Genomic DNA, 25,709 nt, shown 5'->3' with positions numbered 1-25,709 from the left:
GACCACCATGGACGTTCCTGACGCCTGCAAGCGCCGCCCGCGCAGTTCTATTCCCATGCATGGATTGTTACGTCCGATGACGGGCGCTCCGCCGCGGGACGGGCCGGCGATCTCCTCCTGCCGGGGGAGGTCCCCGCGGTGCGGACTGCGTACCGTGACATTCGAGGGCGGCGCACCGCCCCGGCGACGAGGAGGAGCGGATGCTGCAGCTGACCGGGATCACGAAGAGCTACGGAGGCAGGCGCGTGCTCCACGACGTGTCGTTCGCCGTCCATCCGGGGCGGCTCACGGGCTTCGTCGGAGGCAACGGCGCCGGCAAGACCACGACCATGCGGATCGTCCTCGGTGTGCTGGCGAAGGACGCCGGCTCGGTGACGCTCGACGGCGAGGAGGTCGGCGCGAACGACCGCCGACGCTTCGGCTACATGCCGGAGGAGCGCGGGCTCTATCCGAAGATGAAGGTCCACGAGCACATCACCTACCTCGCGCGCCTGCACGGATTCCCCAGGACGGATGCCGCGGCCCGTGCCCGCGCGCTGCTCGAGCAGCTGGGACTGGGCGAGCGGCTGGACGACAACGTCGAGACGCTGTCGCTCGGCAACCAGCAGCGCGCCCAGATCGCGGCGGCGCTCGTGCACGACCCCGAGGTCCTGATCCTCGACGAGCCGTTCTCGGGGCTCGACCCGCTCGCCGTCGACGTCGTCGCGGGGGTCCTTCAGGAGCGCGCGGCGGCGGGCGCGCGCGTGCTCTTCTCCTCGCATCAGCTCGACGTCGTCGAGCGCCTGTGCGACGACCTCGTGATCATCGCCGGCGGAACCATCCGCGCGGCGGGTGCTCGCGACGCGCTGCGCGCGCAGCACTCCACGCGCCGCTTCGAGCTCGTGTCGGCCGGCGACGCGGGATGGCTGCGATCCGAGCCCGGTATCCGGGTGCTCGACTTCGACGGCGGCTACGCCGTCTTCGACGCCGACAGCGACGAGACGGCGCAGCGCGTCCTGCGCCGCGCCGTCGCGGAGGGGGATGTCGCGAGCTTCGCGCCGCAGCATCCGTCTCTCGCCCAGATCTTCAAGGAGGTCATCCGATGAGCACTCCCCCGACGCGCCCGTCCGCCGGACTCACCGCGGCGCAGGGCATCTGGCTCGTCGCCGAGCGCGAGATCGGTTCGAAGCTGCGCAGCAAGGCGTTCGTCATCTCGACGGCGATCCTCCTCCTCGCGGCTCTCGCTCTCGTGATCTGGGGCGGATTCGCCGCTGCGAACAACGCCGGCACGCCGATCGCCGTGACCCCGGACGCCGAGCAGTACGTCGCCGACGTGCCGGGCCTGGAGGTGACGGCGGTGGCCGATCGCACCGCCGCCGAAGCCGCCGTCGAGAGCGGCGACGTCGAGGCCGCCGTCGTGGCGGACGCCTCGTCGCCCCTCGGCTTCGCGGTCGTGGCCGACTCCAGCGCCCCGACGCAGCTGCTCCTGCAGCTCGCGCAGGTGCCCCCGGTCGTGCTGCTCGAGCCCGAGGAAGGCAACCCGGCGCTCGGCTACCTCGTCGCGGTCGGGTTCGGCGTGGTGTTCCTGCTCGCCGCGTCGCTGTTCGGCGGCACGATCGCGCAGAGCGTCGTCGAGGAGAAACAGACGCGGGTGGTGGAGCTCCTCATCTCCGCAATCCCGGTGCGGGTGCTGCTGGCCGGCAAGGTCATCGGCAACACCGTCCTCGCGATGGCGCAGATCCTCGTGCTCGCCGCGATCGCGGTCGTCGGCCTCACCATCACGGGCCAGACCGCGCTTCTGCAGGGGCTCGGCGGTCCCATCGCGTGGTTCGCCGTGTTCTTCCTCTTCGGCTTCATCCTGCTCGCGTCGCTCTTCGCGGCGGCGGCGTCGATGGTCTCGCGTCAGGAGGACATCGGCTCGACCACGACGCCTCTGACGATGCTCGTCATGGCTCCGTACTTCCTCGTGATCTTCTTCAACGACAACCCGGTGGTGCTCGCGATCATGTCGTATGTGCCGTTCTCGGCGCCCGTCGGCATGCCCATGCGCCTCTTCCTCGGCGAGGCGCAGTGGTGGGAGCCGCTCCTCTCGCTCGCGATCCTCATCGCGACGTGCGTCGGCGCGATCCTCCTCGGCGCGCGGATCTACGAGAACTCGCTCCTCCGCATGGGCGGACGGGTCTCGCTGCGGGAGGCGCTGAGCGCCTCCGGCCGCTGAGCGCAGCACTTTCCTGCGAGCGGGCCACGAATCTGCGTAGCGCTCGCAGGAAAGTGCAGCGGTCGCTCGATCACGAGGTGCCCGGCTCAGCGATCGGAGGCGTGACCGTCGTATCGACGCCGGTCGGCGGCGCGGCCGCGGGCGCCCATCAGGGCGTCGGCGGCGCGGACGAGCGCGAGATGCGACAGGGCCTGGGGTGTGTTCCCGGCATGACGGCCCGCCTCGACGTCGTACTCCTCCGAGAGGAGGCCGACGTCGTTGGCGAGAGCGCACAGGCGGTCCATCAGCTGCGCAGCCTCCTCCTGTCGTCCGCTCGTGGCGTACTGCTCGACCAGCCAGAACGAGCACGCGAGGAAGGGATGCTCGTGCCCCGGGATGCCGTCGACGCCCGTCGTCGTCCGGTAGCGGTGCAGGAGCCCGTCGTGCAGGAGGTCGCGCTCCATCGCGACGACGGTCCGCAGCATCCGCGGATCGTCCGGCCGGCAGTAGCCGACCTCGGGGAGGAGGAGAAGGCTCGCGTCGACCTCCGTCGATCCGTACGCCTGAACGAAGTGCCCGACGCTCTCGTCGTACCCGTGCTTGTCGATCTCATCCTTCATTCGGTTCCGGAGCCGCTCCCAGCGGTCGGCGGGGCCGTCGAGCCCTCCTTCCCGGACGGCGCGCACGCCGCGGTCGAAGGCGGCCCAGATCATGACCCTGGACTGCGTGAAGTAGCGGGGCTCGCCGCGGACCTCCCAGATGCCGTTGTCCGGCCGGTCGAGGTTGGCCTCGACGAAGGCCAGCAGCGCACGCTGCAGCGGCCACGAGAACCTCGTCTCCTCGGCGCCCGCCATCCGGGCCGCCTCGAGGCCGACCATGACCTCCCCCATCACGTCGGCCTGGTACTGCTCCACCGCGCCGTTGCCGATCCGCACCGGCGCCGCGCCGTCGTATCCGGGCAGCTCCGGGAGGATCCGCTCGGCGAGGTCGCGCTCGCCCGCGATGCCGTACATGATCTGCACGTCGGCGGGGTCCCCCGCGACGGCGCGCAGCAGCCAGCGCCGCCACTCGTGTCCCTCGTGCACGAAGCCGTGGTCGAGCAGCACTTCGAGCGTCAGCGAGGCATCCCGCAGCCACACGTACCGGTAGTCCCAGTTGCGGACGCCGCCGAAGTCCTCGGGGAGCGACGTCGACACCGCGGCGACGATCCCGCCGGTCGCCTCGTGCGTGAGGGCCCGGAGGACGAGGAGCGACCGGATGACCCGGTCGCGGTGCGGACCCTCGTAGTCGATGCGGCCGGCCCACTCGTTCCACCACTCGATCGTCTCGTCGATCGCCTCGTCGACGTCGGCCGGCTCGGGCACCGACTTGTGCGACCGGAACCAGGTGAGCTGCAGGTCGACGGTCTCCCCCGCCGCCACGTCGAACGAGGCGGTGTGCGAATGGTCGGCGCGGCGCAGCCGCGGGCCGCGTACGACGATGGCATCCGGCCCGGCCGTCGCGACCAGGGCCGGAGCCTCCGCCGTTCCGACCTGGCGGACCCACGGCAGCGCCCGCGCGTAGTCGAAGCGGATGCGCAGCTCCTCATGGAATCGCACGGTTCCCGAGACACCGCGCACGCGACGGATGACGTCGGCCCGCCCTCCCGCGTGCGGCATGAGGTCGATCACCTCGGCGACCCCCGTCGACGTCTCCCAGCGCGTGACGAGGACGAACGTGGGCCCGTCGTACCGGCGGGTGGCACGCGCATCGGGATCGGAGGGACGCAGCCGCCACCGTCCGTGGTCCTTCGTCCCCACCAGGGCCCCGAACATCGAGGGCGAGTCGTAGCGCGGAAGGCAGAGCCAGTCGATCGACCCCTCTCGGGAGACCAGGGCAGCCGAGTGGCAGTCGCTGAGCAGGGCGTAGTCCTCGATAGGCGTCGGCACAGGGGAGATTCTCCCAGCGCAAGCCCCGTGGGGGCCGGATGCCGCGGGACTACAGTGACGCCATGAGCGGCTCCGCGACCGAACCGACCGAAACGATCGACACGACGCTGTGCATCCTCGGCGCGTCGGGCGACCTCACATCCCGCCTCCTCCTGCCGGCGCTCGCGCAGCTTCTCACCGAGGACCCGCACCGTCGCGTCCGGCTCATCGGGGCGGGCATGGACGACTGGGACGACGAGAGGTGGCGCGGGGTGGTCGAGAAGGCGTTCGCCTCGGCCGACGCCGAGGGACCGACGGTCGAAGGCGTGCGGGAGCACACGACCTATCGCCGCACCGACATCACGGATCCTCACGACTTCGCGGGCCTGCTGAGCGAGTGCGCGGGGCGGGTGGCGCTCTACTTCGCCGTCCCGCCCGCGATCGCCGCCAAGGGGTGTCGCGCGCTCGAGGAGGTCGACCTCCCCCCGAGGCTCATCCTGGCCCTCGAGAAGCCGTTCGGCAGCGACCAGGCCGGCGCGCACGCGCTCAACGAGCAGCTCACGACGCTCGTGCCCGAGGAGCAGATCTACCGCATCGACCACTTCATGGGCCGCTCCACCGTGCTCAACGTGCTCGGCCTGCGCTTCGCGAACCGCGTCTTCGAGCCGGTGTGGTCCAACGAGCACATCGAGTCCGTCGCGATCCGGTACGACGAGACCCTCGGCCTGGAGGGGCGTGCCGGATACTACGACACGGCGGGAGCCATGGTCGACATGATCCAGAGCCACCTGCTCCAGGTGCTCGCCGTCGTCGCCATGGACCCGCCGGCGACCCTCGACGCCGTGGACTTCCGCGATGCGAAGGCCGCGGCCCTGCGTGCGACGCGTGTCTGGGACGAGGATGCCGCGGCGAACTCGCGCCGGGCGCGCTACACCGCCGGCGCGGTCGCCGGACGTGAGCTGCCGAGCTATGTCGACGAACCGGGGGTCGACCCTGCGCACGACACGGAGACGCTCGCCGAGGTGACGGTCGAGGTCGGAACATCGCGCTGGGCCGGGGTGCCCTTCACGCTGCGATCGGGGAAGGCCCTCGGGGTCAAGGTGAGCGAGATCGTCATGCGCTTCAAGGACGTCTCGCATCTGCCGACGGGCTTCGAGGGCTCCACCGAGCCGTCCGTGCTGCGGCTCTCGCTCGGCCCGGACCGCATGTCGCTCGAACTCAACCTCAACGGGCCGGGCGACCCCTTCCACCTCGATCGCGCGGCACTGGAGTCCGAGTTCGGCGAGGGCGAGCGGCGGGCCTACAGTGAAGTGCTCGAGGGGATCCTCGACGGCGACCCGACGCTGTCGGTCCGCGGCGACACGGCGGAGCAGTGCTGGCGGATCGTGCAGCCCGTCATCGACGCGTGGCGCAGCGGCGCCGTCCCACTCGAGGATTACCCCGCGGGCTCTTCCGGGCCGGAGGCCTGGCCGGAGCTCTGAGGCGGCTGTGCGGAGCTCTGAGGCGGCTGTGCGGAGCTCTGAGGCGGCTGTGCGGGGCCGGGCGGATTGTCGTCCGGGTGGAACGCCGTGAACAGCGAGTAGGTGTCACCGTCCGGGTCGGGGCCGCGCTCCTTGAACTCGTTCACGAGGAGCATGAGCCGGTTCTGCAGCTCCTCGCGGTGCTCGTCGTTGAGCTTCAGGCCGAGCCACGTCGTATCGAGGTCCTCGTCGCGCACGCTCTCGATCTGCTGCAGGAAGGTCTCGACGAGGATGTACGAGCCGCCGGGCATCGACGTCCGCCACGAGAGCCCCGTCGCCCGATAGGGCACTTCGCGGGCACCCTGCGCTCCCGCCCGATCCGGCTCGGCGGCGAGATAGCCGGTGTTCAGGAGCGTGCGCACATGGTGCAGCATCGTGCCGGGGTTGACGCCCAGAAGGCCGGCGAGCTCCTTGTTCGTGCGCGACTCGAAGGCGCACAGGCGCAGGATGCGCAGGCGCAGAGGCGAGCTGAGCGCCCGCATCCGGGCTTCGGCGTCGGGATCACCCGGCCGCAGCTCGATCCGCTCCTGGTCGCTCACGCTCCGACTCTAGCGACCGATCGAGGTTTCCCGATCGGTCGGCGATCCGTCACCCGCCCATCATCGGGGGCATCATCCTGCCGACGGCGATGACGTTGCCCGCCGGGTCGCGGAACCACGCGATGTCCGGGCCGCCCTCGAACCCGCGCGAGATGCCCTTCTCGTCGGTGCCGTAATCGGGGTCGGTGTAGATCTTCGTGACGACTCCGCGCTGGTTGAGGTCGTCGACCGCGGCCTCGACGTCCTCGACGTCGAAGTTGAGGACGGTGAAGACGGCCGGCTCGTGATCGGGTTTGGGATAGACGAAGATCGCGCCGCCTTGCGGGAGGGTGATGGTGAAGCCTCCCCCCATCTCCTCGTAGACGGTGAGGTCGAGCCCCAGGGTGTCGCGGTAGAAGGCGACGGCGGCCTCCAGGTCCGGGACGGCGAAGCTCGAGAACGGTCGATCCGGTGTGAACATGGCATCCTCCCCACACAGTTGTGCCGTTCCACACGATCCTCCTGCCGCGAGCACGTGTCCAGAGGAGAGGAGCCCGCTCGGCAGACCGCTGATTGACAATCCCCAATCGGCGCCGCACACTGATTGGCATGTCTCAATCACCCCGGGATGCCGGCGCCCACGGCCGTGTCGCATCCGGAGCGGACTCCCCCTCCGCGGGCGAGGTGCTCGCCGAAGCGCGGGCCGAAGCATCCATCCCGACGTCCCGGGGATCGGCCGACGACGCCGTCGAAGCCGACCAGGACCTCGAGAGGCGGACCGCGGGAGCGCCGGCGGCCACGTCCGCGCCGAAGGGCTCGCTGTGGCATGACCGCAACTTCCTCACGATGTGGAGCGGACAGGCGCTCAGCCAGTTCGGCGCCCAGATCACCGAGCTCGCGATCCCCGTGCTCGCCGTGCTGCTGCTGAACGCGTCGGAGTGGCAGGTGGGCGTGCTGACGGCTGCCAACGTCGCGGCCTTCCTCGTCGTGGGGCTTCCGGCGGGGGCATGGATCGACCGCGTGCGCAAGCGGCACGTCATGATCTGGGCCGACCTCGTCCGTGCGGTCGCGCTCAGCGCGCTGCCCCTTCTCGCCGTCCTCGGAGCGCTGCAGATGTGGCACATCTACGTCGTCGCACTGGTCATGGGCGTGGCCACCGTGTTCTTCGACGTGTCGAATCAGAGCATCGTCCCGTCGCTCGTGCGGCGCGATCAGATCGCCGAGGCCAACGGAAAGCTGCAGTCGACGGAGCAGCTGGCGGGACTGGCGGGTCCCGCGTTCGGCGGGTGGCTCCTCGGCGTGATCGCGGCCCCCTTCGCCATCCTCATCACCAGCGGCACGTATCTGGTGTCGTTCGCGGCGCTGCTGTTCACGAAGGACCGCGAGACGCTGCGCCCCGCCCACGAGCACGAGCCGCTCATCAAGGAGATCGGCGAGGGCCTGAGGTGGGTCTTCCGCAACCGTCTGCTGCGGCGCATCGTCGGCACGACGTCGGTCTCGAACTTCTTCAACATGGCCTCGACGACCCTCATCGCCATCTTCGCGCTGCGGGAGCTCGGGCTGAGCGTCGCCTCGTTCGGCCTGGTGTTCTCGCTCGGCGCTGTCGGCGGCCTCCTCGGCGCGATCGCGACGCCGCACATCGTCGAGCGAATCGGCGAGGCGCGGGCGATCCCGGTCGCGTCGATCCTGTTCGGACTCGCCCCGCTGCTCGTGCCGCTCGTCGTGCTCGTGCCGTCGCTCGCGGTGCCGATGCTCGTGGTGGCATTCTTCCTCGGCAGCTTCACGGTGCTGCTCTACAACATCACGCAGGTGACGTTCCGCCAGCGGATCACGCCGACGCGCCTCCTCGGGCGCATGAACGCGTCCATCCGCTTCGTCGTGTGGGGCGTCATGCCGATCGGCGCCCTCGTCTTCGGCGCGCTCGGCCAGTGGATCGGCGTCGTCCCGACCCTGTGGATCGGCGCCGTCGGCCAGCTGCTGGCGACCCTGTTCGTCGTGACCGGCCCCTTCTGGACCCTCGGCGAGCTTCCCGACCCCGACGTGCAGCCCCTGGAGGATGGCGGGGAATCGCGCCGGTAGCGGGTCACGCGTGCCTAAGGTGGACCATGGCCGCGAGCATCCTGTCGATCGGCACCGCCGTCCCCCCGGCTCGCGTTTCGCAAGAAGCGGCCCGAGACGTCTTCCAGGCGCAGCCGGGCCTCAGCCGGGTCACGCAGAGGCTCATCCATGCCGCGTTCGACGCCTCGGCGATCGAGCACCGCAACACCGTCCTGTCCGACCTCGTGGCCGTCGCGTCGGGCGTGCCGGCCGTCTCGGAGAGCGGGATGCCGCTGGCCGGCGAGGACGGCACGATCCAGGCACCCTCGACCGGGGTCCGCAACGACGCGTACATCCGGCTGGCGCCGCCGCTCTTCGCCGAGGCATCCGCCCACGCGCTCGCCGGCGCCGGAGTGCGGCCGGACGAGGTGACACACGTCGTGACGGTGTCGTGCACGGGGATGTTCGCGCCGGGGCCCGACTTCCGGCTCGTGAAGGACCTGGGGCTGTCGTCGGCGGTCGAGCGGTACCACATCGGATTCATGGGATGCGCGGCCGCGATCCCGGGCCTGCGCGCCGCCGCGCGGATCTGCGACTCGCAGCCCGACGCCGTCGTGCTCGTCGCGGCGGCGGAGCTGTGCACGCTGCACATCCGCTCGTCGGAGGACCCGCAGCAGATCGTCGCGGCATCCGTCTTCGCCGACGGTGCGGCGGCCGCCGTCGTCTCCGCACGGTCGTTCGCCGGCGGTCCCCGGCTCGCGCTCGGCCGCTTCGGCACGGTGCTGACGAGCGAGGGCGAATCGGAGATGGTGTGGACCATCGGCGATCAGGGCTTCGACATGATCCTCACCGCCGAGGTGCCCCGCATCATCGGACGCGAGATCCGGGAGGCCGTCGGCTCGTTCCTCGGCGGTGACGAACCGCAGGTGTGGGCGGTGCACCCCGGCGGCCGGAGCGTGCTCGACCGCGTCGAGTCGGGCCTCGCGCTCGATCCCGCGGCGCTCGCGGCATCCCGCGACGTCCTCCGCCGCCACGGCAACATGTCGAGCGCGACCATTTTGTTCATCCTGCGCGACCTCCTCGAAGACGACGCCCTCGGCGACTCCGAGGTCGCCGCACTGGCGTTCGGGCCCGGCTTGACGGTCGAATCGGCGCTCCTCCGCCGGACGACGGCGTGAGCCTCCGCGCGCGCGACACCGTCGTCGCCGAACTGATGGACGACCCGCGCTGCGATCCCGCGCGCCTGGCTGCGACCCTGCGCCGCTTCGACGTCGTCAATCGGCTGTGGAGCGGATGGGGCGCCCTGTATCGCGCGCGGCTCGGGCCGTTCCTCGCCTCGCTCGAGCGTCCGGCGCGCGTGCTCGATCTCGGGTCGGGCGGTGGAGACCTCGTCGCGCGCCTGGCCCGCAGAGCCGAGCGGGACGGGATCGACGTGCGGTGGGTCGGCGCCGATCCCGACGAACGGGCGCTCGCGGTCGCGCAGGAGCGGGCGTCGTCGCGCATCGAGTTCCGGGCGACGGATGCCTCGGCGCTCCGCGCAGGGGGCGAGCGGTTCGACGCCGTGCTGTCCAACCACGTGCTGCACCACCTCGGTGCGGCGGATCTCGACGCGTTCGCCGCCGATTCGCTCGCGCTCAGCGACGGCATCGCGCTGCACTCCGACATCCGCCGCAGCCGGTGGGCGTACGGCCTGTACGCCGTGGCGATCACGCCCTTCGCGCCGGGGACGTTCCTCCGGACCGACGGGCTGAGGTCGATCCGCCGGAGCTTCCGGGCCGCCGAGCTCGGCGCCGCACTCGGCACGCGCTGGACCGTTACGGATGCCTCGCCGTTCCGCGTCGTCGCCGAGGCGGGCGCCCGTGCCTGAGGTCGTCGCCGAGGCGGGCACCCGTGCCTGAGGTCGTCGTCGTCGGCGCCGGACCCGTCGGAACCCTCCTGGCCGCGGAGCTCGTCCGCCGGGATGTCGCGGTGACTCTGCTCGAGCAGCGCGCGACACCGAGCGACGGGTCACGGGCGATCGGCGTGCACTCCCCCGTGCTCGCGGCGCTCGAGGCATCCGGCCTCACGGAGCGACTCCTCGCTTCGGCGGTGCGGGTGTCCCGCGGCGAGGCGCGATCGGATGGCCGGAGCCTCGGCGTCGTCCGGTTCGACCGGCTGAACCGGCGCTTCCCCTTCGTCGCCGCTCTGCCGCAGGCGGCGACCGAGCAGGCTCTCGGCGCCGGGGCACCCCCCGCGCGGCGCGCGGCCGAGGTGACGCAGGTCTCCCCCGGGAGCGGATCGGTCCGCGTCCGCACGGCCGACGAGGAGGAGCTGACGGCCCCGCTCGTCGTCGTCGCGGGCGGTTGGCGCGCCCGCGCGCTCGTCTACCGCCCCGGCGTCGTGCGCGTGCGATCGTACGCGGATCGGTATCTCATGACGGATGTCGCAGCCCTAGACGGCAGCGACCTCGCCGTGATCGACATCGGCCGTGAGGGCGTGCTCGAGTCGTTCCCGCTTCCGGGCGCGAGGCGCCGGTTCGTGGCGTGGGACGCCGCCCCGGCCGATTCCTCGCCCGAGGCCCGTGCAGCCCGTTTGCGGCGAGCGCTGGAACGACGGGGTCAGGATGCCTCGTCCATCGCGAGCGCCACGTCGTTCGCCGTGCGTCGCGCGGTGGCGCCGGCGCTGCGGCGCGACCGGCTCTTCGTCATCGGCGACACGGCCCACGAGGTGAGTCCCATCGGCGGGCAGGGCATGAATCTCGGACTGCTGGATGCCGCGACCCTCGCCCCGCTCCTCGCCGCCTGGGCGCGTTCGGGCACGGCGCCCGAGGTCGAGCTCGCGCAGTGGGAGAGGCGCCGCGTCGCCTCGGCGCGGACCGCCGCCGCGATCGCCGGGCTCAACACCTCGCTCGGTCGTCCCCGCGGCACGGCGGGCGACGCCGCGCGGCGCGCCGGGCTGCGGGTCGCGCTGCTGCCGCCCGGGGCCCGCCTGCTCGCCCACACCTACTCGATGGGCTTCGACCGCGACGTCTGACCCCCGTCGCACCGAGCCCTCTCTCACCCACGCCCTCACCGACCCCTCTTCCACGCCTCTCGCGCTCCCCCCTCTTCCACCCCGCCCCACCCGCGCCTGTCGCGCTCCACCCACCGCTCTCCCCCGCCCACCCACGTCTCTCCCCCCGCGCTCCCCCACGTCTACCCCACCCCGCCGACCCCCAATCCACACACTCGTGCTCGAGCCCGCACATCCGGGCAGCTCGAGTGCGTGGACTCGGCCACGGATGTGCGGGTTCGGCGAAGACGGCCGGCGGGCGCCGCCGTCGGGCACGCCACACCGCCGGCGGGCGCCGCCGCCGAGCCTGCCGAGGCCGCACACTCGTGCTCGAGCCCGCACATCCGGGCAGCTCGAGTGTGTGGGCTCGGCCACGGATGTGCGGGTTCGGCAAGACGGCCGTCGGGCGCGGCCGGCGGGCACGCCACACCGCCGGCGGGCGCCGCCGCCGAGCCTGCCGAGGCCGCACACTCGTGCTCGAGCCCGCACATCCGGGCAGCTCGAGTGTGTGGACTCGGCCACGGATGTGCGGGTTCGGCGAAGACGGCCGGCGGGCGCGGGCGGCGGCGTCAGGCGGCGACGGCGCCGCCCGTCGCGACGAGCTGCGCCGCGAGCAGCAGCGCGGCGAGCATCACCAGTCGGAAGAGCGCGCGGGTGGGCGGCCGCACGAGGGCGAGCACGGCCGTCGCCGCCGCCACGATCACCACAGCGGCGAAGAAGACCCACCCGACGAGCGGCACGGCGGCGAGGTCTCCTCCCGAGGAGCCGACGAGCACCGCCACCGCCCCCGCGACGATCCCCGCTGCTGCGACGACGGCCGAGGCCCGGGCGCCCATCCGGTGGGGCAGGCCGCGCACCCCCGTGCGGCGGTCGTCGTCGAGGTCGGGCAGGACGTTCGTCAGGTGCACGGCCGCTCCGAGCGCGGCGCCGGCGATCCACCCCCAGGGCGCGGCGACGCCGGGGTCGGGCGCGGCCAGCGTCGCGAGCGAGGGGAAGATCCCGAAGCTCACGAGGAAGGGCACGATCGACAGCGGCGTGGACTTCAGTCCGGCGTTGTACGACCACGCCGACGCGAGGAAGATCGCGTGGGCGGCCAGCATCCCGAACCCGAGCGGGGCGGAGAGCAGCAGCGCGATCCCCGCTGTCGCGATCGCGGCTCCCCACGCCGTGCGCTCGGTGACGTCGCCGCGGGCGATCGGCTTGTCGGTGCGGCCCACGGCCCGGTCGCGGGGAGCGTCGATCGCATCGTTGGACAGGCCGATCGAGAGCTGGCCGAAGAAGACGGCCAGGGTCAGCAGCAGAAGGCGCCAGGGCTCCAGACCGACCGCGATGCCGAGCGCGAGTGCGAGGCCCGAGACGACGAGCGTGGGCCCCGGATGCGTCGAGCCCCAGAGCGCGCGGACGACCCTCACGTGGCTGCGGCCTGCCGGCCCCGGACGATGCCGGCGATCGCCGTCGCGAACTGTGCGAGGTAGGCGAGGCCGATCACGACGGCCGCACCGATGAAGACGGCCTGCGACGTCTCGTACGACATGCCGGTCCACGTGGACAAAGCGGAGTCCAGGTGCCCGCTGTCACCGGAGTCGGGGACGGTGAGCGACCCGACGACGACCCCCAGCCACAGCACGAAGGTCGAGATGTCGTACCCGAGCCGGGTCGAGCGCGCACGGCGTCCCTCGGTGTCGAACAGGGTCAGCAGGGGCGGCACGAGCAGCATCAGGATGACGAAGAGGCCGTAGACGATGCCGAGGAGCGCCAGCCATCCGAGCTCCGCCCCGACCGCGCCGCGGCCGAGGAAGAAGAACACCGGCAGCAGCACCGCCGCGACCCACTGGGCGACGAAGACGAACCGGCCGGAGCCTGCCATGCGCATGCTCCGACCGTAGTCCACTCGCTCCCGCTGGCCGGGACCGGCTCGGGGAATGCGGGATCGATGCATTCCGTTGCATAGACCCGGGCCGACGGCGTCCCGGCAATCGCACAGACCGAAGGAGACGCCATGTCCACCCTCACCGCCCGCCCCGCCGAGACCGACGCGCCGATCCTCGACGTCCTCGCCGAGCGCTGGAGCACCCGCATCTTCGATCGCGACGCCGCCATCGACGAGGCCGCCCTCGCGAGCGCCCTCGAAGCCGCGCGCTGGACTCCGACCGCCGCCAACTCGCAGGCGTGGCGCGTCATCGTGGCGCGCCGCGGATCGCAGTCGCACGCGAAGCTCCTCGCGACCCTCGCGGGCTTCAACCGCGCGTGGGCCGGAGACGCCGCCGCGCTCGTCGTCTTCATCGCCGAGACCGAGCGCGAGGGCAAGCCGCTGCGCTGGGCGGAGTACGACGCGGGACAGGTCGCTGCGCACTTCACGGTGCAGGCCCACGCCGACGGCCTCTCGACGCACCAGATGGGCGGCTTCGACGCCTCGGCGATCGCGGCGGACTTCGGCCTCGATGCGGGCTTCGTGCCCGTGACGGTCATGGCCGTCGGCGAGCTGGGCGACATCCGCACCGCCTCCGACGAGCTGCAGGCGCGCGAGAACGCCCCCCGCGTGCGCCGCCCGATCTCCGAGTCCGTGCTCGTCGACGACTGAGGCCGGTCCTCCAGGACGACGGATGCCCCGTCCCACGCGCGGTGGGACGGGGCATCCGTCTGTCCTGCGTCAGTCCTCGAGCAGCTCGGCCTCGATCACGTCGTCCTCGCCGGCCGGGGGCGCCTCGGGCCCGGCGCTCGTGAGCACGAGCTGCGAGCCGTCGGCCGCGACATCCACCCGCACCACGTCGCCGTCGCGGACGCCGCCCGACAGGAGCGCCATCGCGAGGCGGTCCTGGATCTCGGACTGGATGAGGCGGCGCAGCGGCCGCGCGCCGAAGACGGGGTCGTACCCGCGCTCGGCGAGCCACGTGCGGGCCTCGGGCGTGACGGCGAGCGTCAGCCGGCGGTCGCGCAGGCGGCGCTGGAGGGCGTCGACGGCGAGCTCGACGATCTGGGCGAGGTCGTCCTCGGTGAGTGCCGAGAAGATCACGATGTCGTCGAGGCGGTTGACGAACTCCGGCTTGAACGCCTGCCGCACCATGGCCTGCACGGTCTCCCGCTTCTGCTCGAGCGACAGCGTGGGATCGATCAGCACGGGCGAGCCCAAGTTCGAGGTCAGGATCAGGATGACGTTCTTGAAGTCGACGGTCCGGCCTTGGCCGTCCGTGAGGCGGCCGTCGTCCATGACCTGCAGCAGCACGTCGAAGACCTCGGGATGCGCCTTCTCCACCTCGTCGAGCAGCACCACCGAGTAGGGCCGGCGCCTGACGGCCTCGGTCAGCTGGCCGCCCTGCTCGTAGCCGATGTAACCGGGAGGGGCGCCGACGAGGCGCGACACGGAGTGCTTCTCGCCGTACTCCGACATGTCGATGCGCACCATGGCGTGCTCGTCGTCGAAGAGGAACTCCGCGAGCGCCTTGGCGAGTTCGGTCTTGCCGACGCCCGTAGGGCCGAGGAAGAGGAACGAGCCCGTCGGACGGTTCGGGTCGCTGATGCCCGCCCGCGAGCGGCGCACCGCGTCGGACACCGCCTTGACCGCGTCCTTCTGCCCGATCAGGCGCTTGCCCAGCTCCGCCTCGAGGTGCAGGAGCTTCTCGGTCTCGCCCTGCAGGAGGCGCCCGACCGGGATCCCGGTCCATGCCGCGATGACGGCTGCGATGTCCTCCTCGGTGACCTGGTCATTGACCATGCGCTCACCCGCCGGCTCGTTGCGCTCGGCCTCGATCAGCTGCCGCTCGAGCGCCGGGATCTCGGCGTAGAGCAGCCGCGACGCCTTTTCGAGGTTGCCCTCGCGCTGGGCGCGCTCGGCCTCCATGCGGGCGGCGTCGAGCTTGGTCTTGAGGTCGCCGACCCGGTTGAGCGACGCCCGCTCGTGCTCCCACCGCGCCTGGAGCTCGTCGAGGTGCGCCTGCTCCTTGCCCAGCTGCTCGCGTAGCGCAGCGAGGCGCTCCTTGGAGGCCTCGTCCTTCTCCTTCTTCAGGGCCAGCTCCTCGAGCTTCAGCCGGTCGACGTGGCGGCGCAGCTCGTCGATCTCCAGCGGCGCGGAGTCGATCTCCATGCGCAGGCGCGACGCGGCCTCGTCGATGAGGTCGATGGCCTTGTCGGGCAGCTGGCGGCTCGGGATGTAACGGTGCGAGAGGGATGCCGCGGCCACGAGCGCCCCGTCGGCGATGGCCACCTTGTGGTGAGCCTCGTACCGCTCCTTGAGTCCGCGCAGGATCGCCACGGTGTCTTCGACGCTCGGCTCGCCGACGTAGACCTGCTGGAAGCGGCGCTCGAGCGCGGCATCCTTCTCGATGAACTCGCGGTACTCATTGAGGGTCGTCGCGCCGATCATGCGCAGCTCGCCGCGCGCGAGCATGGGCTTGAGCATGTTGGATGCCGCGACCGAGCCCTCGCCGCCGCCCGCACCCATGAGCACGTGCAGCTCGTCGATGAACGTGATGATGCGGCCGTCGGACTCCGTGATCTCCTTGAGGACGTTCTTCAGGCGCTCCTCGAACTGCCCGCGGTACATCGCGCCCGCGACGAGGGCGGAGATGTCGAGGGTTACGAGCTCTTTGTCCTTGAGCGACTCGGCGACATCGCCGGCGACGATGCGCTGCGCCAGGCCCTCGACCACGGCCGTCTTGCCGACGCCCGGCTCGCCGATCAGCACGGGGTTGTTCTTCGTGCGGCGGGTCAGCACCTGGCTGACCCGCCGGATCTCGCTGTCGCGCCCGATCACGGGGTCGAGCTTGCCCTGGCGGGCTCGGTCGGTGAGGTTGATGCCGAATTGCTCGAGGGCGCTCTGCGCGTCCTCCTGCCCGGGCTGCTGCGTGGCGTTCATGGGACTCCTGAGATCTGAGGACTCAAACTTGAGTCGCTACGGCTCAAGTTTACCAGGTGTCGGATGCCGCGGGCAATGCCGCTCGCGGGCCCGGTGCGTTTCGTCTCGCTTCGCTCGCTCAACGACCGGGAACCGGGATGCTCCTCGGCCGCGCCGTGCTGCCGCTCGGCGACCCCCGGTCGTCCCGCGCTGTAACCCAGCCCACCCCGGTCGTTGAGCGAGGGAGCGCACCGACCGAGACGAAACGCCCCCGGCTCACCCCGGTCGTTGAGCGAGGGAGCGCAGCGACCGAGACGAAACGCCCCCGCCGACGGGAACCCCGGGTCAAGCGACGGGTTCGAGGACGGATGCCTCGGCTGCGGCATCCGTCGCCGCCGCCGGCGCGGTGCAGCAGAAGCGGGCGCGATAGGCCGTCGGCGTGATGCCGAGGACGCGCGCGAAGTTCTGCCGCAGCACGGCTGCCGAGCCGAACCCGCTCTCGTAGGCGATGCGGTCGAGCCCCAGGTCGGTCTTCTCGAGCAGGCGCTGGGCGTGGATGATCCGCTGCCGCGCGAGCCACGCCGCCGGCGTCGCACCGAAGTCGGCCTTGAAGCGCCGGGCGAACGTGCGCGGAGACATGTGCGCCTTCGCCGCGAGCTGGTCGACCGTGAGCTCGAGACGGATGTTCTCCAGCATCCAATCCGTCACCGGCGTCAGCGAGAGGCTCTGCACCTCGGGGAGGGGGCGATCGATGAACTGCGCCTGTCCGCCGTCGCGCTGCGGCGGCACGACCATGCGCCGCGCGATCTTGTTGGTCATCTCGGCGCCGAGCTCCTGCCGGAGCAGGTGCAGGCAGGCGTCCAGCCCCGCCGCCGTTCCGGCGCTCGTGATGAGGTGGCCGTCCTGCACGTAGAGCACATCGGGGTCGACGTCGATGGAGGGGTACATCGCCTTCATCGTCGCGGCGTACTTCCAGTGCGTCGTGGCCCTCCGCCCGTCGAGGACGCCCGCCGCCGCCATGACGAACGAGCCGCTGCAGACGCTCAGTACCCACGCGCCCCGGTCCGCGGCGCGCCGGACGACGTCGATGACCCGCCGGTCGACGCTCCCCCACGCGCGCCGCGGTATCGGCGTCACGACGACGAGGTCGGCCTCGTCGGCGAAGGCGAGATCGTGCTCGACGTTGATCGAGAAGGCGAGATTCGCGCGGACCGCTCCGGGCTCGGGCGTGACGATCCGGAAGTCGAAGTTCGGGATGCCGTCATCCGACCGGTCGAGCCCGAACGCCTCGCACGCGAGGCCGAACTCGAAGGGCGCGAAGCCTTCCTGGACGATGACGGCGACGGTCTTCATGCGTTGCTCCCCGGTCGAGTCGAATGGATGCCTCGGCACGTGCCACCGTGGCAGGATTCGTGCGGTACGTGTCAATCCTGCCACTCGTGGCAGTCCCGACGCAAGCGTAGCGTTTCTGCCATGTTGATGGTGATTCTTCTCGCAGCGCTCTCCGTCCTCGCGTTCGCCTCGACGATCGCCGCCCTCTCGAGGGACGGCTACCGCCGGATGCCGACGGACCGGACGCGCCTCCCCTGATCCGCCGCCCGCCTCGCCCCGTCGGAAACAGGCGATCTGCCGCACGCAGGCCGTTCCCCCGCGGAAGGGCCTGTGCCCGGCGGATCGCCTGCCGGCGGGCTCAGCGCGCCCGCACCCGCTCCGCCCGGCGGATCGCCTGCCGGCGGGCTCAGCCCGCCCGCACCCGCTCGTAGACCTCGATCATGGCCGCCGTCCGAGAGGACTGGCGGAACCGCTCCCGGATCGACGCGTCGGGCTCCGGCGCCGTGCCGGCCTCGACGTCGGCGGCCGCCCGGCGCAGCGCATCCGCGAGCGCGGCTGTCGAGGCATCCTGGACCGCCCAGAGGCCCGATCCCAGCTCGGCGGCGATGTCGGGGTCGCTCACGACCGACGGCGTGCCGAGCGAGGCCGCCTCGAACACCGTCATGCCCTGCGTCTCGAAGCCGATCGACGTCTGCACGACCGCGTCCGCCGCGCGGATGCGGCGCAGCGTCTCGGAGTACGACCGGCGACCGGCGAACACGACCGTCGCGTCCGGCCGCCGCTTCGCGAGCAGGCGCCGTGCGGCGCCGAGCTGCGCGCCGCCGCCGATGACCTCGACGTCAGCAGCGACGCCGGACTCCGAGAGAGCCTCGAGGAAGGGCAGCAGCCGCTTCTCGGGGCTCATCCGGCCGAGCCACACGAATCGCGGCGGTCCCGGCTTGCGCAGAGCCGGACCGGCGGCCAGGGCCGCGTCGAGCACGTCGTCGTCGATCCCGTTCCAGACGACGTCGACGCGACCCGATCGCGGCACGGCGCCGTGCTCCTCGAGCCGCCGGGCGAAGTGCGCGGACGGCGCGGTGACGGCGGAGCTCCGACCCGCGAGCCCGCGGAGGTACGCCCACCCGTCTGCGCCTCCCGTACGTATACCGAGGGCGCGGCCCTGCCACGCGTTGAGCACACGGAGGACGAGTCCGGGGAACGGCGTGGTCGCCTCGACGCCGACGTCGACGCGGTTGTGCATCGTATGGACGACCGGGAGGCCGTGGCGATGCGCGAAGCGGTGGCCGATGTAGGCGCCCCAGAAGTCACCCTGGACGTGGACGACGTCGACCGGCGGGCGGCCGCGGAGCGCGGCATCCACCCGCCTGTCGGTCCTCCTGCCAGGCCACGAGAACGAGTACTCGCGGTCGAGCGTGAGGGGGATCGAGGGAAGGTCGACATAGGCCCGATCGGGGACGACAGCCCGCCCCCGCGGACCGTGCATCGCCGGCGCCACGACGGTCACGGTGTGCCCCGCGCGCTCCAGGAACCGCCGCTGCAGCCGCATCGAGACCTGGGCGCCGCCGAGAGACTCGACGTGCTGGTCGCCGAACATCACGACGTGCACGCGACGCCTACTCGGGCAGCGGTTCGTCGCGGTAGAGGGCCTCGAACGTGTCGAGGGTGCGGTGGATGTCGTGCACCTTCACACCCTCGAGCGAGGCCTGCTGCATGCGCAGCCGCTCCTCGGGGCTCGCGGTGAGCACGTCCGTGAGACGTGCCGTCAGCTCATCGACGTTGCCCGGCTCGAAGAGGTAGCCGTTCTCGCCGTCGTGGACGAGGTGCGGAAGCGCGACCGCGTCGGCCGCGACGACCGGGAGGCCCGATGCCATCGCCTCCATCGTCGCGATCGACTGCAGCTCGGCGATCGAGGCGATCGCGAAGACGCTGGCCTTCGAGTACAGGGCGCGCAGCTCCTCCTCCGACGTGTGGCCGTGGAAGACGACGCGGTCCTCGAGACCGAGCTGATGCGTCAGGTGCTCGAGGTTGCGCCGCTGATCGCCTCCTCCGACGACGTCGAAGTGCGCGTCGAGGGCGGGGTCGAGCTTCGCGATGGCGCGCAGGACGTCGTCGATCCGCTTCTCGGTCGTGAGCCGGCCGACGAAGAGGATGCGGTTCGCATCGCGCGGCGTGAGGTCGGGCGTGTAGTTCGACCGGTCGATGCCGCAGCTGACCGGGATGACGCCGTCGATCGCGATCGTCGTCTCGAGGAACTCGGCCGCCTTGCGCGTCGGTGTCGTGACGGCACGCGTCATGTCGAACGTGCGCTTGGCGTCCGCCCACGCGATCTTGACGGCTCGGCGGGTCACCGCCTTGGGGAGGATCGTGAAGTCCAGCACGTTCTCGGCCATGACGTGGTTCGTGGCGACCACGGGGATGCCGCGCTGCCGTGCGATGCGCGTGAGCCCGCGTCCGATCACGATGTGGGACTGGATGTGCACGACGTCAGGGCGCACCTCGCTCAGGACGCGGCGCGCGTAGTGCTTCGATCGGAAGGGCATGACGAAGCGCAGCCAGTCGTGCGGGTACCAGCGCCACGAGGGCAGCCGGTGGACCGTCATCTCCTCGCCCTCGATGACCTCGCGGAAGGTGCCGTGCCGGCGGTGGGTCATGCTGGGGGCGCTGACGTGCACGTCGTGCCCTCGCGTGACGAGACCGGCGGCGAGTCGCTCGGCGAAGCGGGCGGCGCCGTTCACGTCGGGGTAGAACGTGTCGGCGCCGATGAGGATCGTGAGGCGCTCGGGAGGCGCGTCGGCGCGGGGAGCGGAACTGTCGGGAGTCGCGGGGGGAGTCACGGGAATCGGTGGCTGCCTATCTCTGCGGCGCGCCGGCGAGGGGGCGCAGGCGCTCGTCCACTCTACCCGAGGGCCTGTGCGACTCCCGGAGGCACCGCCGGGCGGCCCCGGCTCACGTCTTGAGATCCTGCTTGGGCACGACGACCTCGCGGATGATGAGGAGGATCGACGCCGTCACGGGGAGTGCGACGAGGACGCCGAGCACGCCCATCAGGGTGCCCCCGACCATCGCGGCGATGAGCACGAGCGCCGCGGGGATGGAGATCGCGCGGTTCATGACGCGGGGGCTCACGACGTACGACTCGATCTGGATGTAGACGAGGTAGGCGATGAAGAAGATGAGCGCCTGCTGCGGGCTGGAGAAGAGCGCGATGACCGAGGCGAGGATCCAGAAGATCACCGACCCGAAGAGCGGGATCAGCGTGATGACGAACGCGACGACCGCCATGAGGGCCGGGAAGGGCAGGTCGAGCACGATGTGCAGCACGAAGACGACGAGCGCGTTGAGCGACGACAGCGTCACCGAGCCGATGAGCGCGCTTCCCACCGAGGCCGTGATCCGCTCCGTCATGTCCGCGAGCTTCGGCCGGCTGCGAGCCGGGGCGAGGGAGTAGAGCGCCTCCTTCATCGCGGTGAGCGACGCGAGGAAGTACAGCGTGAGCGCGACCACGATGAACCCGCCCGAGATCGCGGACACCACGCCGATGCCGACCGACAGCACCCCGCCGCCGAGAGCGGCCAGGAAGGCCGGATCCGACAGGGTCGCGGCGAGCTGATCGATGGCGACCCCGAGGCCGACCTGCCAGTCGGGGGGGAGGGCGACGAACCACTCCGTCTGCGGGATCTCGTCGAGGGCTTCGGGGATGGCCCGCACGAACTGGCCGATCTGCGCGATCACGGGCGGAAGCACGAAGACGAGGAAGGCCGCCATGAGCAGAGCGAACGCGCCGAAGACGATGCCGATGCCGGCGCCGCGCTTGACGCCGTGCCGTTCGAGGAGCCGCACGATGGGGTCGAGGCCCAGCGACAGGAAGAGAGCGAGCACGATGTAGACGAGGATGGTCGAGATCGAGATGAGCGCCGAGCCGAGGAGGAGCGCCCCGAGCACCCCCAGCGTTGCGGCGAATCCGCCGACCAGCGGGCGGTCGATGACGGCGAGGATCCTCGCCCGGATCCCGCCGTCGGCTTCAGGATGGAGGACGGATGCCTCGCCCGGGCGCGCGGCGATGACCCCCGCTGTCTGCTGCTCCGGCGCGGAGAGGGGCGCACCGGACGAGGCGGGCGAGTCGCTCATGGCGCCACTTTAGGGCTCGGCGCCCGGCGCGCGCGCGATCCGGGCCGCCGGCGGATCACCCGCTCGGGATGAGCCCGTCCGGCCTTCCGGGCGGTACCGTTTCGGACATCGGCGGGGACCGGGCCCGCCTCCGACATCGGGAGCCGCTCGCCATGAACCCCGTGCTGACCGCCAACCTGCTCTGGATCGCGGGCGTCGTGGTGAACCTCGTCATCATCATCGCGGCGCTGCTGATCCTGCCCAAGCGCCGCAAGCCGACGGCGGCGATGGCGTGGCTGCTCGCGATCTTCCTGCTGCCGTATCTCGGCATCCTGCTGTTCCTCCTCATCGGCAGCATCAAGCTGCCGAAGTCCCGCGTCGACGAGCAGGCGAGGATCGATGCGCAGATCCGCGAGCGCGTGGCTCTCGCGAAGCTCGACCCCCCTCACGACGGCGAGCCGCGGTGGTTCCAGCGCGTGCTGCAGCAAGCCGAGACCCTCACCGGCATCCCGGCCCTCCACGGCAATGCGATGACGCTCAACGGCGACTACAACGGGTCGATTCTGCAGATGGCCGCCGAAGTCGACCGTGCCAAGCGCTATGTGCACGTCGAGTTCTTCATCATCGGCCTCGACGACACGACGCGTCCGTTCTTCGCCGCGCTCGAGAACGCCGTGAAGCGCGGCGTGAAGGTGCGGGTGCTCGCGGACTACATCGCGACCCGCAAGGTCGGCACGTCGAAGGAGGTGATCGCGTTCCTCGACCGCATCGGCGCCGAATGGGCGTGGATGCTGCCGGTCCAGCCCTTCAAGGGCAAGTACCAACGGCCCGATCTGCGCAACCACCGCAAGATCGTCGTCGTGGACGGCACGGTCGCGTACACCGGCTCGCAGAACATGATCGACCGCAGCTACGACTCCCCGAAGAACATCAAGCGGGGGCTGCAGTGGCAGGAGCTCGTGACCCGCGTGGAGGGGCCCGCGGCATCCGCCCTCAATGTCGTCTTCCTCTCGGACTGGGCTATCGAGACGGGTGAAGCGCTCACCGACGAACACGTCGCGGTCGATTCCATGCCTGCCAAGGGCGATCTGCTGTGCCAGGTCGTGCCGAGCGGCCCCACCTACAGCACCGAGAACAACCTGCGCCTCTTCCTCTCGCTCATCTACGGCGCGACCGAGAAGGTGATCCTGACGAGCCCCTACTTCGTCCCGGACGAGGCGATGGTCTACGCCATCACCTCCGCCTGCGAGCGCGGCGTCGAGGTCCAGCTGTTCGTATCGGAGATCGGCGACCAGTGGCTCGTGTGGCATGCCCAGCGGTCGTACTACGAAGTGCTCCTGCAGGCAGGGGTGCGGATCTTCCTGTACCCGGCGCCTTACATCCTGCACTCGAAGCACTTCTCGATCGACGACGACATCGCCGTGATCGGGTCGAGCAACATGGACATCCGCTCCTTCAGCCTCAACGCGGAGGTCTCGGTGCTCGTGCGCGGCGCCTCCTTCGTGGCCGGGATGCGCGAGGTCGAGGAGGGCTACCGTCGGGCCGGGCGCGAGCTCACCCTCGACGAATGGCGCCGCGAGCCGCGCAGCGCTACCTTCTCCGACGGCGTGGCCCGCCTCACCTCCGCCCTCAACTAGCCCTCAGGAACGGCCGGGTGCGACGGCCTACCCTGGGAGCATGCCCCGACTGCAGGCGGACGCCGACGCCACCCTCTGGGTGCCCGTGACCGATTCGCTCGGCTTCCGCGGCCGCCGGCATCGCAGGACGGCGATCAGGATGCTGCTGACCCAGGCCAACCGCGCCGTCGGGCAGACCGAGCGTCAGGGCAGCGGCTTCCTCGCGTGGAGCATGAGCCAGGTCGCGCCGTTCCTCATGCGGCGGGCCGCCGGACGCGTGCTCGTGTGGGTGTGGAAGGCCGATCCCGACCTGCTCGTCGTCATGGCGCAGATCCAGGAGGCGACCGCGCAGCTGCGCGCCGCCCGCGCGATGATGCCGATGGAGTACGACGACACGGAGTCGTTCCGCAACCCTCACCTCGGCATGGGCGAGAAGCTCGCGATGCCGCTTCCGAGCGACCCCCGCACCCCGCCGTTCGCGACGTACACGTGGGACACCGGCACTCACTTCGTCACGGTGACGGCCGTGTGCTCCGACCGCGAGCGCTTCGGCATCGTGACGGGGAGCATCGACGACCTCGCCCGCACGGTCCGCGTCGTGGACGACCTGGCGGTCGGCGAATCTCCGACGGTGCTGCGGATCGAGCCACCGCGGCCCTAGCCGAGCGCGCGAGCCGGGCATCGCTCCCGACGTCGGAGAATCGCACGAACGTCGGACCCGTCGCGCCGGTCGCTCCGACGAGGGGCGATGACTCCGACGCGCGCCCGGCCGGCGAGACTAATCCGGCTCCGCCGCGGCGGGGCGCAGGGGCGCGGCCTCGTGATCACCCGAGAGCCAGCGCAGCCACCGCGCGTCGGGGTCGCCCTCGAGCACGAGCGCGCGCACGAGCAGCGTCAGCGGGATCGACAGGATCGCGCCGAGCGGCCCGATGATGAACGTCCAGAAGATGACGGAGAAGAAGCTCAGCGTGAGGCTGAGGCTCACGGCGTCGCTGACGAACTTCGGCTGGACGAGCACCTGAAGCGTCACGTTGACGACGCAGTAGACCGCGATGACCACCAGCATGAGCGGCCAGCCGCCCACGACGAGTGCGAGCAGCGCCGGGGGGATGAGGCCGAGCACGAAGCCGATGTTCGGGATGAAGTTCGTCACGAACGCCAGGATCGCCCAGACCGCCGGCGCGGGCACCCCCAGGGCCCACAGCGCCAGGCCGTCGATGATCGCGACGATGGCGCCGAACGTCGCGTTGACGACGTAGTAGCGACGGACGCCCGAGTTGTAGATCTGGAACCGGCGGACGGTGGGACGCACGCCGCGGCCGAAGGAGGCCTCCGCGCGGGAGTAGCGGGCGCCGTCGGCCGCCATGAAGATGACGTAGGCCACGACGAAGAAGAACGCGGTCAGGACGCTGAGCACCGTGCCGCCGAGTGAGGTCGCGAATGCGAGCACGTTGGCGGGCCGGAGGATGGATGCCGTGGCATCCGCCGCCTGACCGTCCATGCCGATCGACTGCAGCCACGAGATGACGGCCTCGGCTGTCGACTTGAGCTGATCCTCGTAGTCGACCACGAGCTGCGCGAACTGCACCCCCGCGTACCAGAGCAGTGCGACGAGCACGGCGAGGATCAGGTAGCCCACGACGATGACGGCCGTCGTCGCGGTCCAGGTCGGCCAACCCCGCCGCTCGAGGGGGAAGCGCACGGGGTGGCAGATGATGACGATCACCGCGCCGAGCACGAGGGGTCCCACCAGATCGCGTGCGAAGTACAGCCCGGCCAGCGCGACGACGGCGGCGGCGAGCCCGAGGAGCACGCGCAGCGTCGGCGAGAGGACGGGCGCGGGCGCAGCGGGAATCCCCTGCGGCGGCCTGCGATGGGTCTTCCCGGTCATTTCTCGCCGATCTCCTTCGCCTCGGCCAGCTCCTTCCGGAGCTCGCCCATCTGCTGGAGGAGCCCGCGCATCTGGCCGCGGGTGGCCGGCTCGTCGTCGTCGCGTCCCTGTGCGGCTCTCTCGATGACCCACGACGACACCGTGGCCGTGACGGTGCCGACGATCGCGATGCCCCCGGCCATGAGGCCCACGGCCCATATACGCCCGAGCGGGGTCACCGGGTAGAAATCGCCGTAGCCGACGGTGGCCACCGTCACGAAGGCCCACCAGATGGCGTCGCCGAACTGCTCGATGTTGGCACCCGGCGCGCCGCGCTCGGCCTCCAGCACGGCGAGTGCGCACAGGTAGATCACCAGGATCGACGCCCCGGCGCCGTAGATGGCGATGCGGCTGCGCAGGACCGTCCCCGCCGACTGCTGGCCGAAGGTGAACTCCGTGAGGATGCGCAGCAGCCGCAGCATCCGGAGCATCGGTATCGCCACGATCGCGAGATCGAGCAGGTGCGCGCGGAACCACGGCGCCCGCGGGCGCGCCAGGAAGAGGCGCACGAGGTAGTCGACGACGAAGCCGATGTAGGTCACTCCGATGACGATCCACAGCCCCATGCCGGCGGGCCCGGTGACGTCGCCGATGACCTTCCAGGAGTAGGCCGTCAGCCACAGCAGCGACGCGATGATGAGCGGCCAGTGGGTGAGCTGGGCCCATCTCTCCTGGGTCATGGGGTCCCGCGCCATGGCTGAACTC

General features: G+C 71.2%; 22 protein-coding genes. 10 read left to right on the top strand and 12 right to left on the bottom strand.

Annotation, left to right across the window (positions count from 1 at the left end):
- Positions 1–200 precede the first annotated feature (200 nt).
- Entirely contained in the window at positions 201–1,085 is an 885-nt protein-coding gene (locus EV279_RS03405; protein ID WP_133541514.1) for an ATP-binding cassette domain-containing protein, read from the top strand.
- A complete protein-coding gene (locus EV279_RS03400) occupies positions 1,082–2,197 on the top strand; it encodes an ABC transporter permease (RefSeq protein ID WP_133541513.1) in 1,116 nt (371 codons plus the stop codon). Before EV279_RS03405 ends, EV279_RS03400 begins: the two co-directional genes overlap by 4 nt.
- 86 nt (positions 2,198–2,283) lie before the next feature.
- Here EV279_RS03400 and EV279_RS03395 read toward each other — a convergent pair whose 3' ends face one another.
- The gene (locus tag EV279_RS03395) at positions 2,284–4,104 is read right to left on the bottom strand and encodes a glycoside hydrolase family 15 protein (RefSeq protein ID WP_208109457.1); all 1,821 of its coding nucleotides are present in this window, start codon (positions 4,102–4,104) and stop codon (positions 2,284–2,286) included.
- 62 nt (positions 4,105–4,166) lie between these two features.
- Here EV279_RS03395 and EV279_RS03390 point away from each other — a divergent pair, with 62 nt between their 5' ends.
- On the top strand, positions 4,167–5,564 hold the full coding sequence (locus tag EV279_RS03390; protein WP_133541511.1) for a glucose-6-phosphate dehydrogenase: 1,398 nt from the start codon (positions 4,167–4,169) through the stop codon (positions 5,562–5,564).
- On the opposite strand, the gene EV279_RS03385 is transcribed toward EV279_RS03390, so the two are convergent.
- Together EV279_RS03385 and EV279_RS03380 are read right to left on the bottom strand one after the other, a co-directional pair.
- Positions 5,519–6,142: a winged helix-turn-helix domain-containing protein gene (locus EV279_RS03385; protein ID WP_243728416.1), complete on the bottom strand. Its 624-nt coding sequence runs from the start codon at positions 6,140–6,142 to the stop codon at positions 5,519–5,521. The genes EV279_RS03390 and EV279_RS03385 overlap by 46 nt on opposite strands.
- 49 nt (positions 6,143–6,191) lie before the next feature.
- Entirely contained in the window at positions 6,192–6,602 is a 411-nt protein-coding gene (locus EV279_RS03380; protein WP_133541510.1) for a VOC family protein, read from the bottom strand.
- Positions 6,603–6,730: 128 nt separating this feature from the next.
- Between EV279_RS03380 and EV279_RS03375 the strand changes: the two genes are divergently transcribed.
- Genes EV279_RS03375 through EV279_RS03360 form a run of 4 tightly spaced genes read left to right on the top strand, consistent with a single transcriptional unit; the run spans position 6,731 to position 11,170 of the window.
- On the top strand, positions 6,731–8,200 hold the full coding sequence (locus EV279_RS03375; RefSeq protein WP_133541509.1) for an MFS transporter: 1,470 nt from the start codon (positions 6,731–6,733) through the stop codon (positions 8,198–8,200).
- 26 nt (positions 8,201–8,226) lie between these two features.
- Positions 8,227–9,336: a 3-oxoacyl-[acyl-carrier-protein] synthase III C-terminal domain-containing protein gene (locus EV279_RS03370; protein ID WP_133541508.1), complete on the top strand. Its 1,110-nt coding sequence runs from the start codon at positions 8,227–8,229 to the stop codon at positions 9,334–9,336.
- Positions 9,333–10,025 carry a methyltransferase domain-containing protein gene (locus EV279_RS03365; RefSeq protein ID WP_133541507.1) on the top strand — a complete coding sequence of 231 codons (693 nt, stop codon included), beginning with the start codon at positions 9,333–9,335 and terminating at the stop codon, positions 10,023–10,025. The genes EV279_RS03370 and EV279_RS03365 overlap by 4 nt, the downstream gene beginning before the upstream one ends.
- 23 nt (positions 10,026–10,048) lie before the next feature.
- A complete protein-coding gene (locus EV279_RS03360; RefSeq protein WP_133541506.1) occupies positions 10,049–11,170 on the top strand; it encodes an NAD(P)/FAD-dependent oxidoreductase in 1,122 nt (373 codons plus the stop codon).
- 587 nt (positions 11,171–11,757) lie between these two features.
- On the opposite strand, the gene EV279_RS03355 is transcribed toward EV279_RS03360, so the two are convergent.
- On the bottom strand, positions 11,758–12,600 hold the full coding sequence (locus tag EV279_RS03355; protein ID WP_133541505.1) for a UbiA family prenyltransferase: 843 nt from the start codon (positions 12,598–12,600) through the stop codon (positions 11,758–11,760).
- Positions 12,597–13,061 carry a hypothetical protein gene (locus tag EV279_RS03350; RefSeq protein WP_133541504.1) on the bottom strand — a complete coding sequence of 155 codons (465 nt, stop codon included), beginning with the start codon at positions 13,059–13,061 and terminating at the stop codon, positions 12,597–12,599. The genes EV279_RS03355 and EV279_RS03350 overlap by 4 nt, the downstream gene beginning before the upstream one ends.
- A 126-nt stretch (positions 13,062–13,187) precedes the next feature.
- On the opposite strand from EV279_RS03350, the gene EV279_RS03345 reads away from it, so the two are divergent.
- Positions 13,188–13,769 (top strand): nitroreductase family protein, encoded by a 582-nt coding sequence (locus EV279_RS03345; protein ID WP_133541503.1) that lies wholly within the window; start codon positions 13,188–13,190, stop codon positions 13,767–13,769.
- Positions 13,770–13,838: 69 nt separating this feature from the next.
- On the opposite strand, the gene EV279_RS03340 is transcribed toward EV279_RS03345, so the two are convergent.
- The 5 genes from EV279_RS03340 to EV279_RS03320 all read right to left on the bottom strand — a co-directional run bounded on the left by EV279_RS03340 (position 13,839) and on the right by EV279_RS03320 (position 21,479).
- Positions 13,839–16,040: an AAA family ATPase gene (locus EV279_RS03340; protein WP_133541502.1), complete on the bottom strand. Its 2,202-nt coding sequence runs from the start codon at positions 16,038–16,040 to the stop codon at positions 13,839–13,841.
- A gap of 324 nt (positions 16,041–16,364) precedes the next feature.
- On the bottom strand, positions 16,365–17,372 hold the full coding sequence (locus tag EV279_RS03335) for a helix-turn-helix domain-containing protein (RefSeq protein ID WP_133541501.1): 1,008 nt from the start codon (positions 17,370–17,372) through the stop codon (positions 16,365–16,367).
- Positions 17,373–17,757: 385 nt separating this feature from the next.
- Positions 17,758–18,957 (bottom strand): glycosyltransferase, encoded by a 1,200-nt coding sequence (locus EV279_RS03330; RefSeq protein WP_133541500.1) that lies wholly within the window; start codon positions 18,955–18,957, stop codon positions 17,758–17,760.
- A 7-nt stretch (positions 18,958–18,964) separates the two neighbouring features.
- On the bottom strand, positions 18,965–20,185 hold the full coding sequence (locus EV279_RS03325) for a glycosyltransferase (RefSeq protein WP_133541499.1): 1,221 nt from the start codon (positions 20,183–20,185) through the stop codon (positions 18,965–18,967).
- Between the two features lie 112 nt (positions 20,186–20,297).
- Positions 20,298–21,479 (bottom strand): AI-2E family transporter, encoded by a 1,182-nt coding sequence (locus EV279_RS03320; RefSeq protein ID WP_133541498.1) that lies wholly within the window; start codon positions 21,477–21,479, stop codon positions 20,298–20,300.
- Positions 21,480–21,631: 152 nt separating this feature from the next.
- Between EV279_RS03320 and cls the strand changes: the two genes are divergently transcribed.
- Both cls and EV279_RS03310 read left to right on the top strand, forming a co-directional pair.
- On the top strand, positions 21,632–23,095 hold the full coding sequence (gene cls / locus EV279_RS03315; RefSeq protein WP_133541497.1) for a cardiolipin synthase: 1,464 nt from the start codon (positions 21,632–21,634) through the stop codon (positions 23,093–23,095).
- A 40-nt stretch (positions 23,096–23,135) separates the two neighbouring features.
- Positions 23,136–23,735 carry a hypothetical protein gene (locus EV279_RS03310; RefSeq protein WP_133541496.1) on the top strand — a complete coding sequence of 200 codons (600 nt, stop codon included), beginning with the start codon at positions 23,136–23,138 and terminating at the stop codon, positions 23,733–23,735.
- A 117-nt stretch (positions 23,736–23,852) separates the two neighbouring features.
- Here the strand turns inward: EV279_RS03310 and EV279_RS03305 are convergent, their stop codons facing one another.
- Both EV279_RS03305 and EV279_RS03300 read right to left on the bottom strand, forming a co-directional pair.
- Positions 23,853–24,965: an AI-2E family transporter gene (locus EV279_RS03305; protein ID WP_133541495.1), complete on the bottom strand. Its 1,113-nt coding sequence runs from the start codon at positions 24,963–24,965 to the stop codon at positions 23,853–23,855.
- Positions 24,962–25,699, bottom strand: coding sequence for a potassium channel family protein (locus tag EV279_RS03300; RefSeq protein WP_133541494.1), 738 nt, complete (start codon positions 25,697–25,699; stop codon positions 24,962–24,964). The genes EV279_RS03305 and EV279_RS03300 overlap by 4 nt, the downstream gene beginning before the upstream one ends.
- Positions 25,700–25,709 lie beyond the last annotated feature (10 nt).

Origin of the sequence: Microbacterium sp. BK668, assembly GCF_004362195.1 — a bacterium.
Taxonomy (GTDB): Bacteria; Actinomycetota; Actinomycetes; order Actinomycetales; family Microbacteriaceae; genus Microbacterium.
This window is presented reverse-complemented; position numbering and strand designations above follow the sequence as displayed.

Coding starts and splice junctions, on each gene's coding strand:
- EV279_RS03305 (WP_133541495.1), bottom strand. CDS start 24,965: ATGACCGGGAAGACCCATCGCAGGCCGCCGCAGGGGATTCCCGCTGCG.
- cls (WP_133541497.1), top strand. CDS start 21,632: ATGAACCCCGTGCTGACCGCCAACCTGCTCTGGATCGCGGGCGTCGTG.
- EV279_RS03335 (WP_133541501.1), bottom strand. CDS start 17,372: ATGAAGACCGTCGCCGTCATCGTCCAGGAAGGCTTCGCGCCCTTCGAG.
- EV279_RS03390 (WP_133541511.1), top strand. CDS start 4,167: ATGAGCGGCTCCGCGACCGAACCGACCGAAACGATCGACACGACGCTG.
- EV279_RS03370 (WP_133541508.1), top strand. CDS start 8,227: ATGGCCGCGAGCATCCTGTCGATCGGCACCGCCGTCCCCCCGGCTCGC.
- EV279_RS03320 (WP_133541498.1), bottom strand. CDS start 21,479: ATGAGCGACTCGCCCGCCTCGTCCGGTGCGCCCCTCTCCGCGCCGGAG.
- EV279_RS03350 (WP_133541504.1), bottom strand. CDS start 13,061: ATGCGCATGGCAGGCTCCGGCCGGTTCGTCTTCGTCGCCCAGTGGGTC.
- EV279_RS03300 (WP_133541494.1), bottom strand. CDS start 25,699: ATGGCGCGGGACCCCATGACCCAGGAGAGATGGGCCCAGCTCACCCAC.
- EV279_RS03405 (WP_133541514.1), top strand. CDS start 201: ATGCTGCAGCTGACCGGGATCACGAAGAGCTACGGAGGCAGGCGCGTG.
- EV279_RS03375 (WP_133541509.1), top strand. CDS start 6,731: ATGTCTCAATCACCCCGGGATGCCGGCGCCCACGGCCGTGTCGCATCC.
- EV279_RS03345 (WP_133541503.1), top strand. CDS start 13,188: ATGTCCACCCTCACCGCCCGCCCCGCCGAGACCGACGCGCCGATCCTC.
- EV279_RS03380 (WP_133541510.1), bottom strand. CDS start 6,602: ATGTTCACACCGGATCGACCGTTCTCGAGCTTCGCCGTCCCGGACCTG.
- EV279_RS03400 (WP_133541513.1), top strand. CDS start 1,082: ATGAGCACTCCCCCGACGCGCCCGTCCGCCGGACTCACCGCGGCGCAG.
- EV279_RS03340 (WP_133541502.1), bottom strand. CDS start 16,040: ATGAACGCCACGCAGCAGCCCGGGCAGGAGGACGCGCAGAGCGCCCTC.
- EV279_RS03310 (WP_133541496.1), top strand. CDS start 23,136: ATGCCCCGACTGCAGGCGGACGCCGACGCCACCCTCTGGGTGCCCGTG.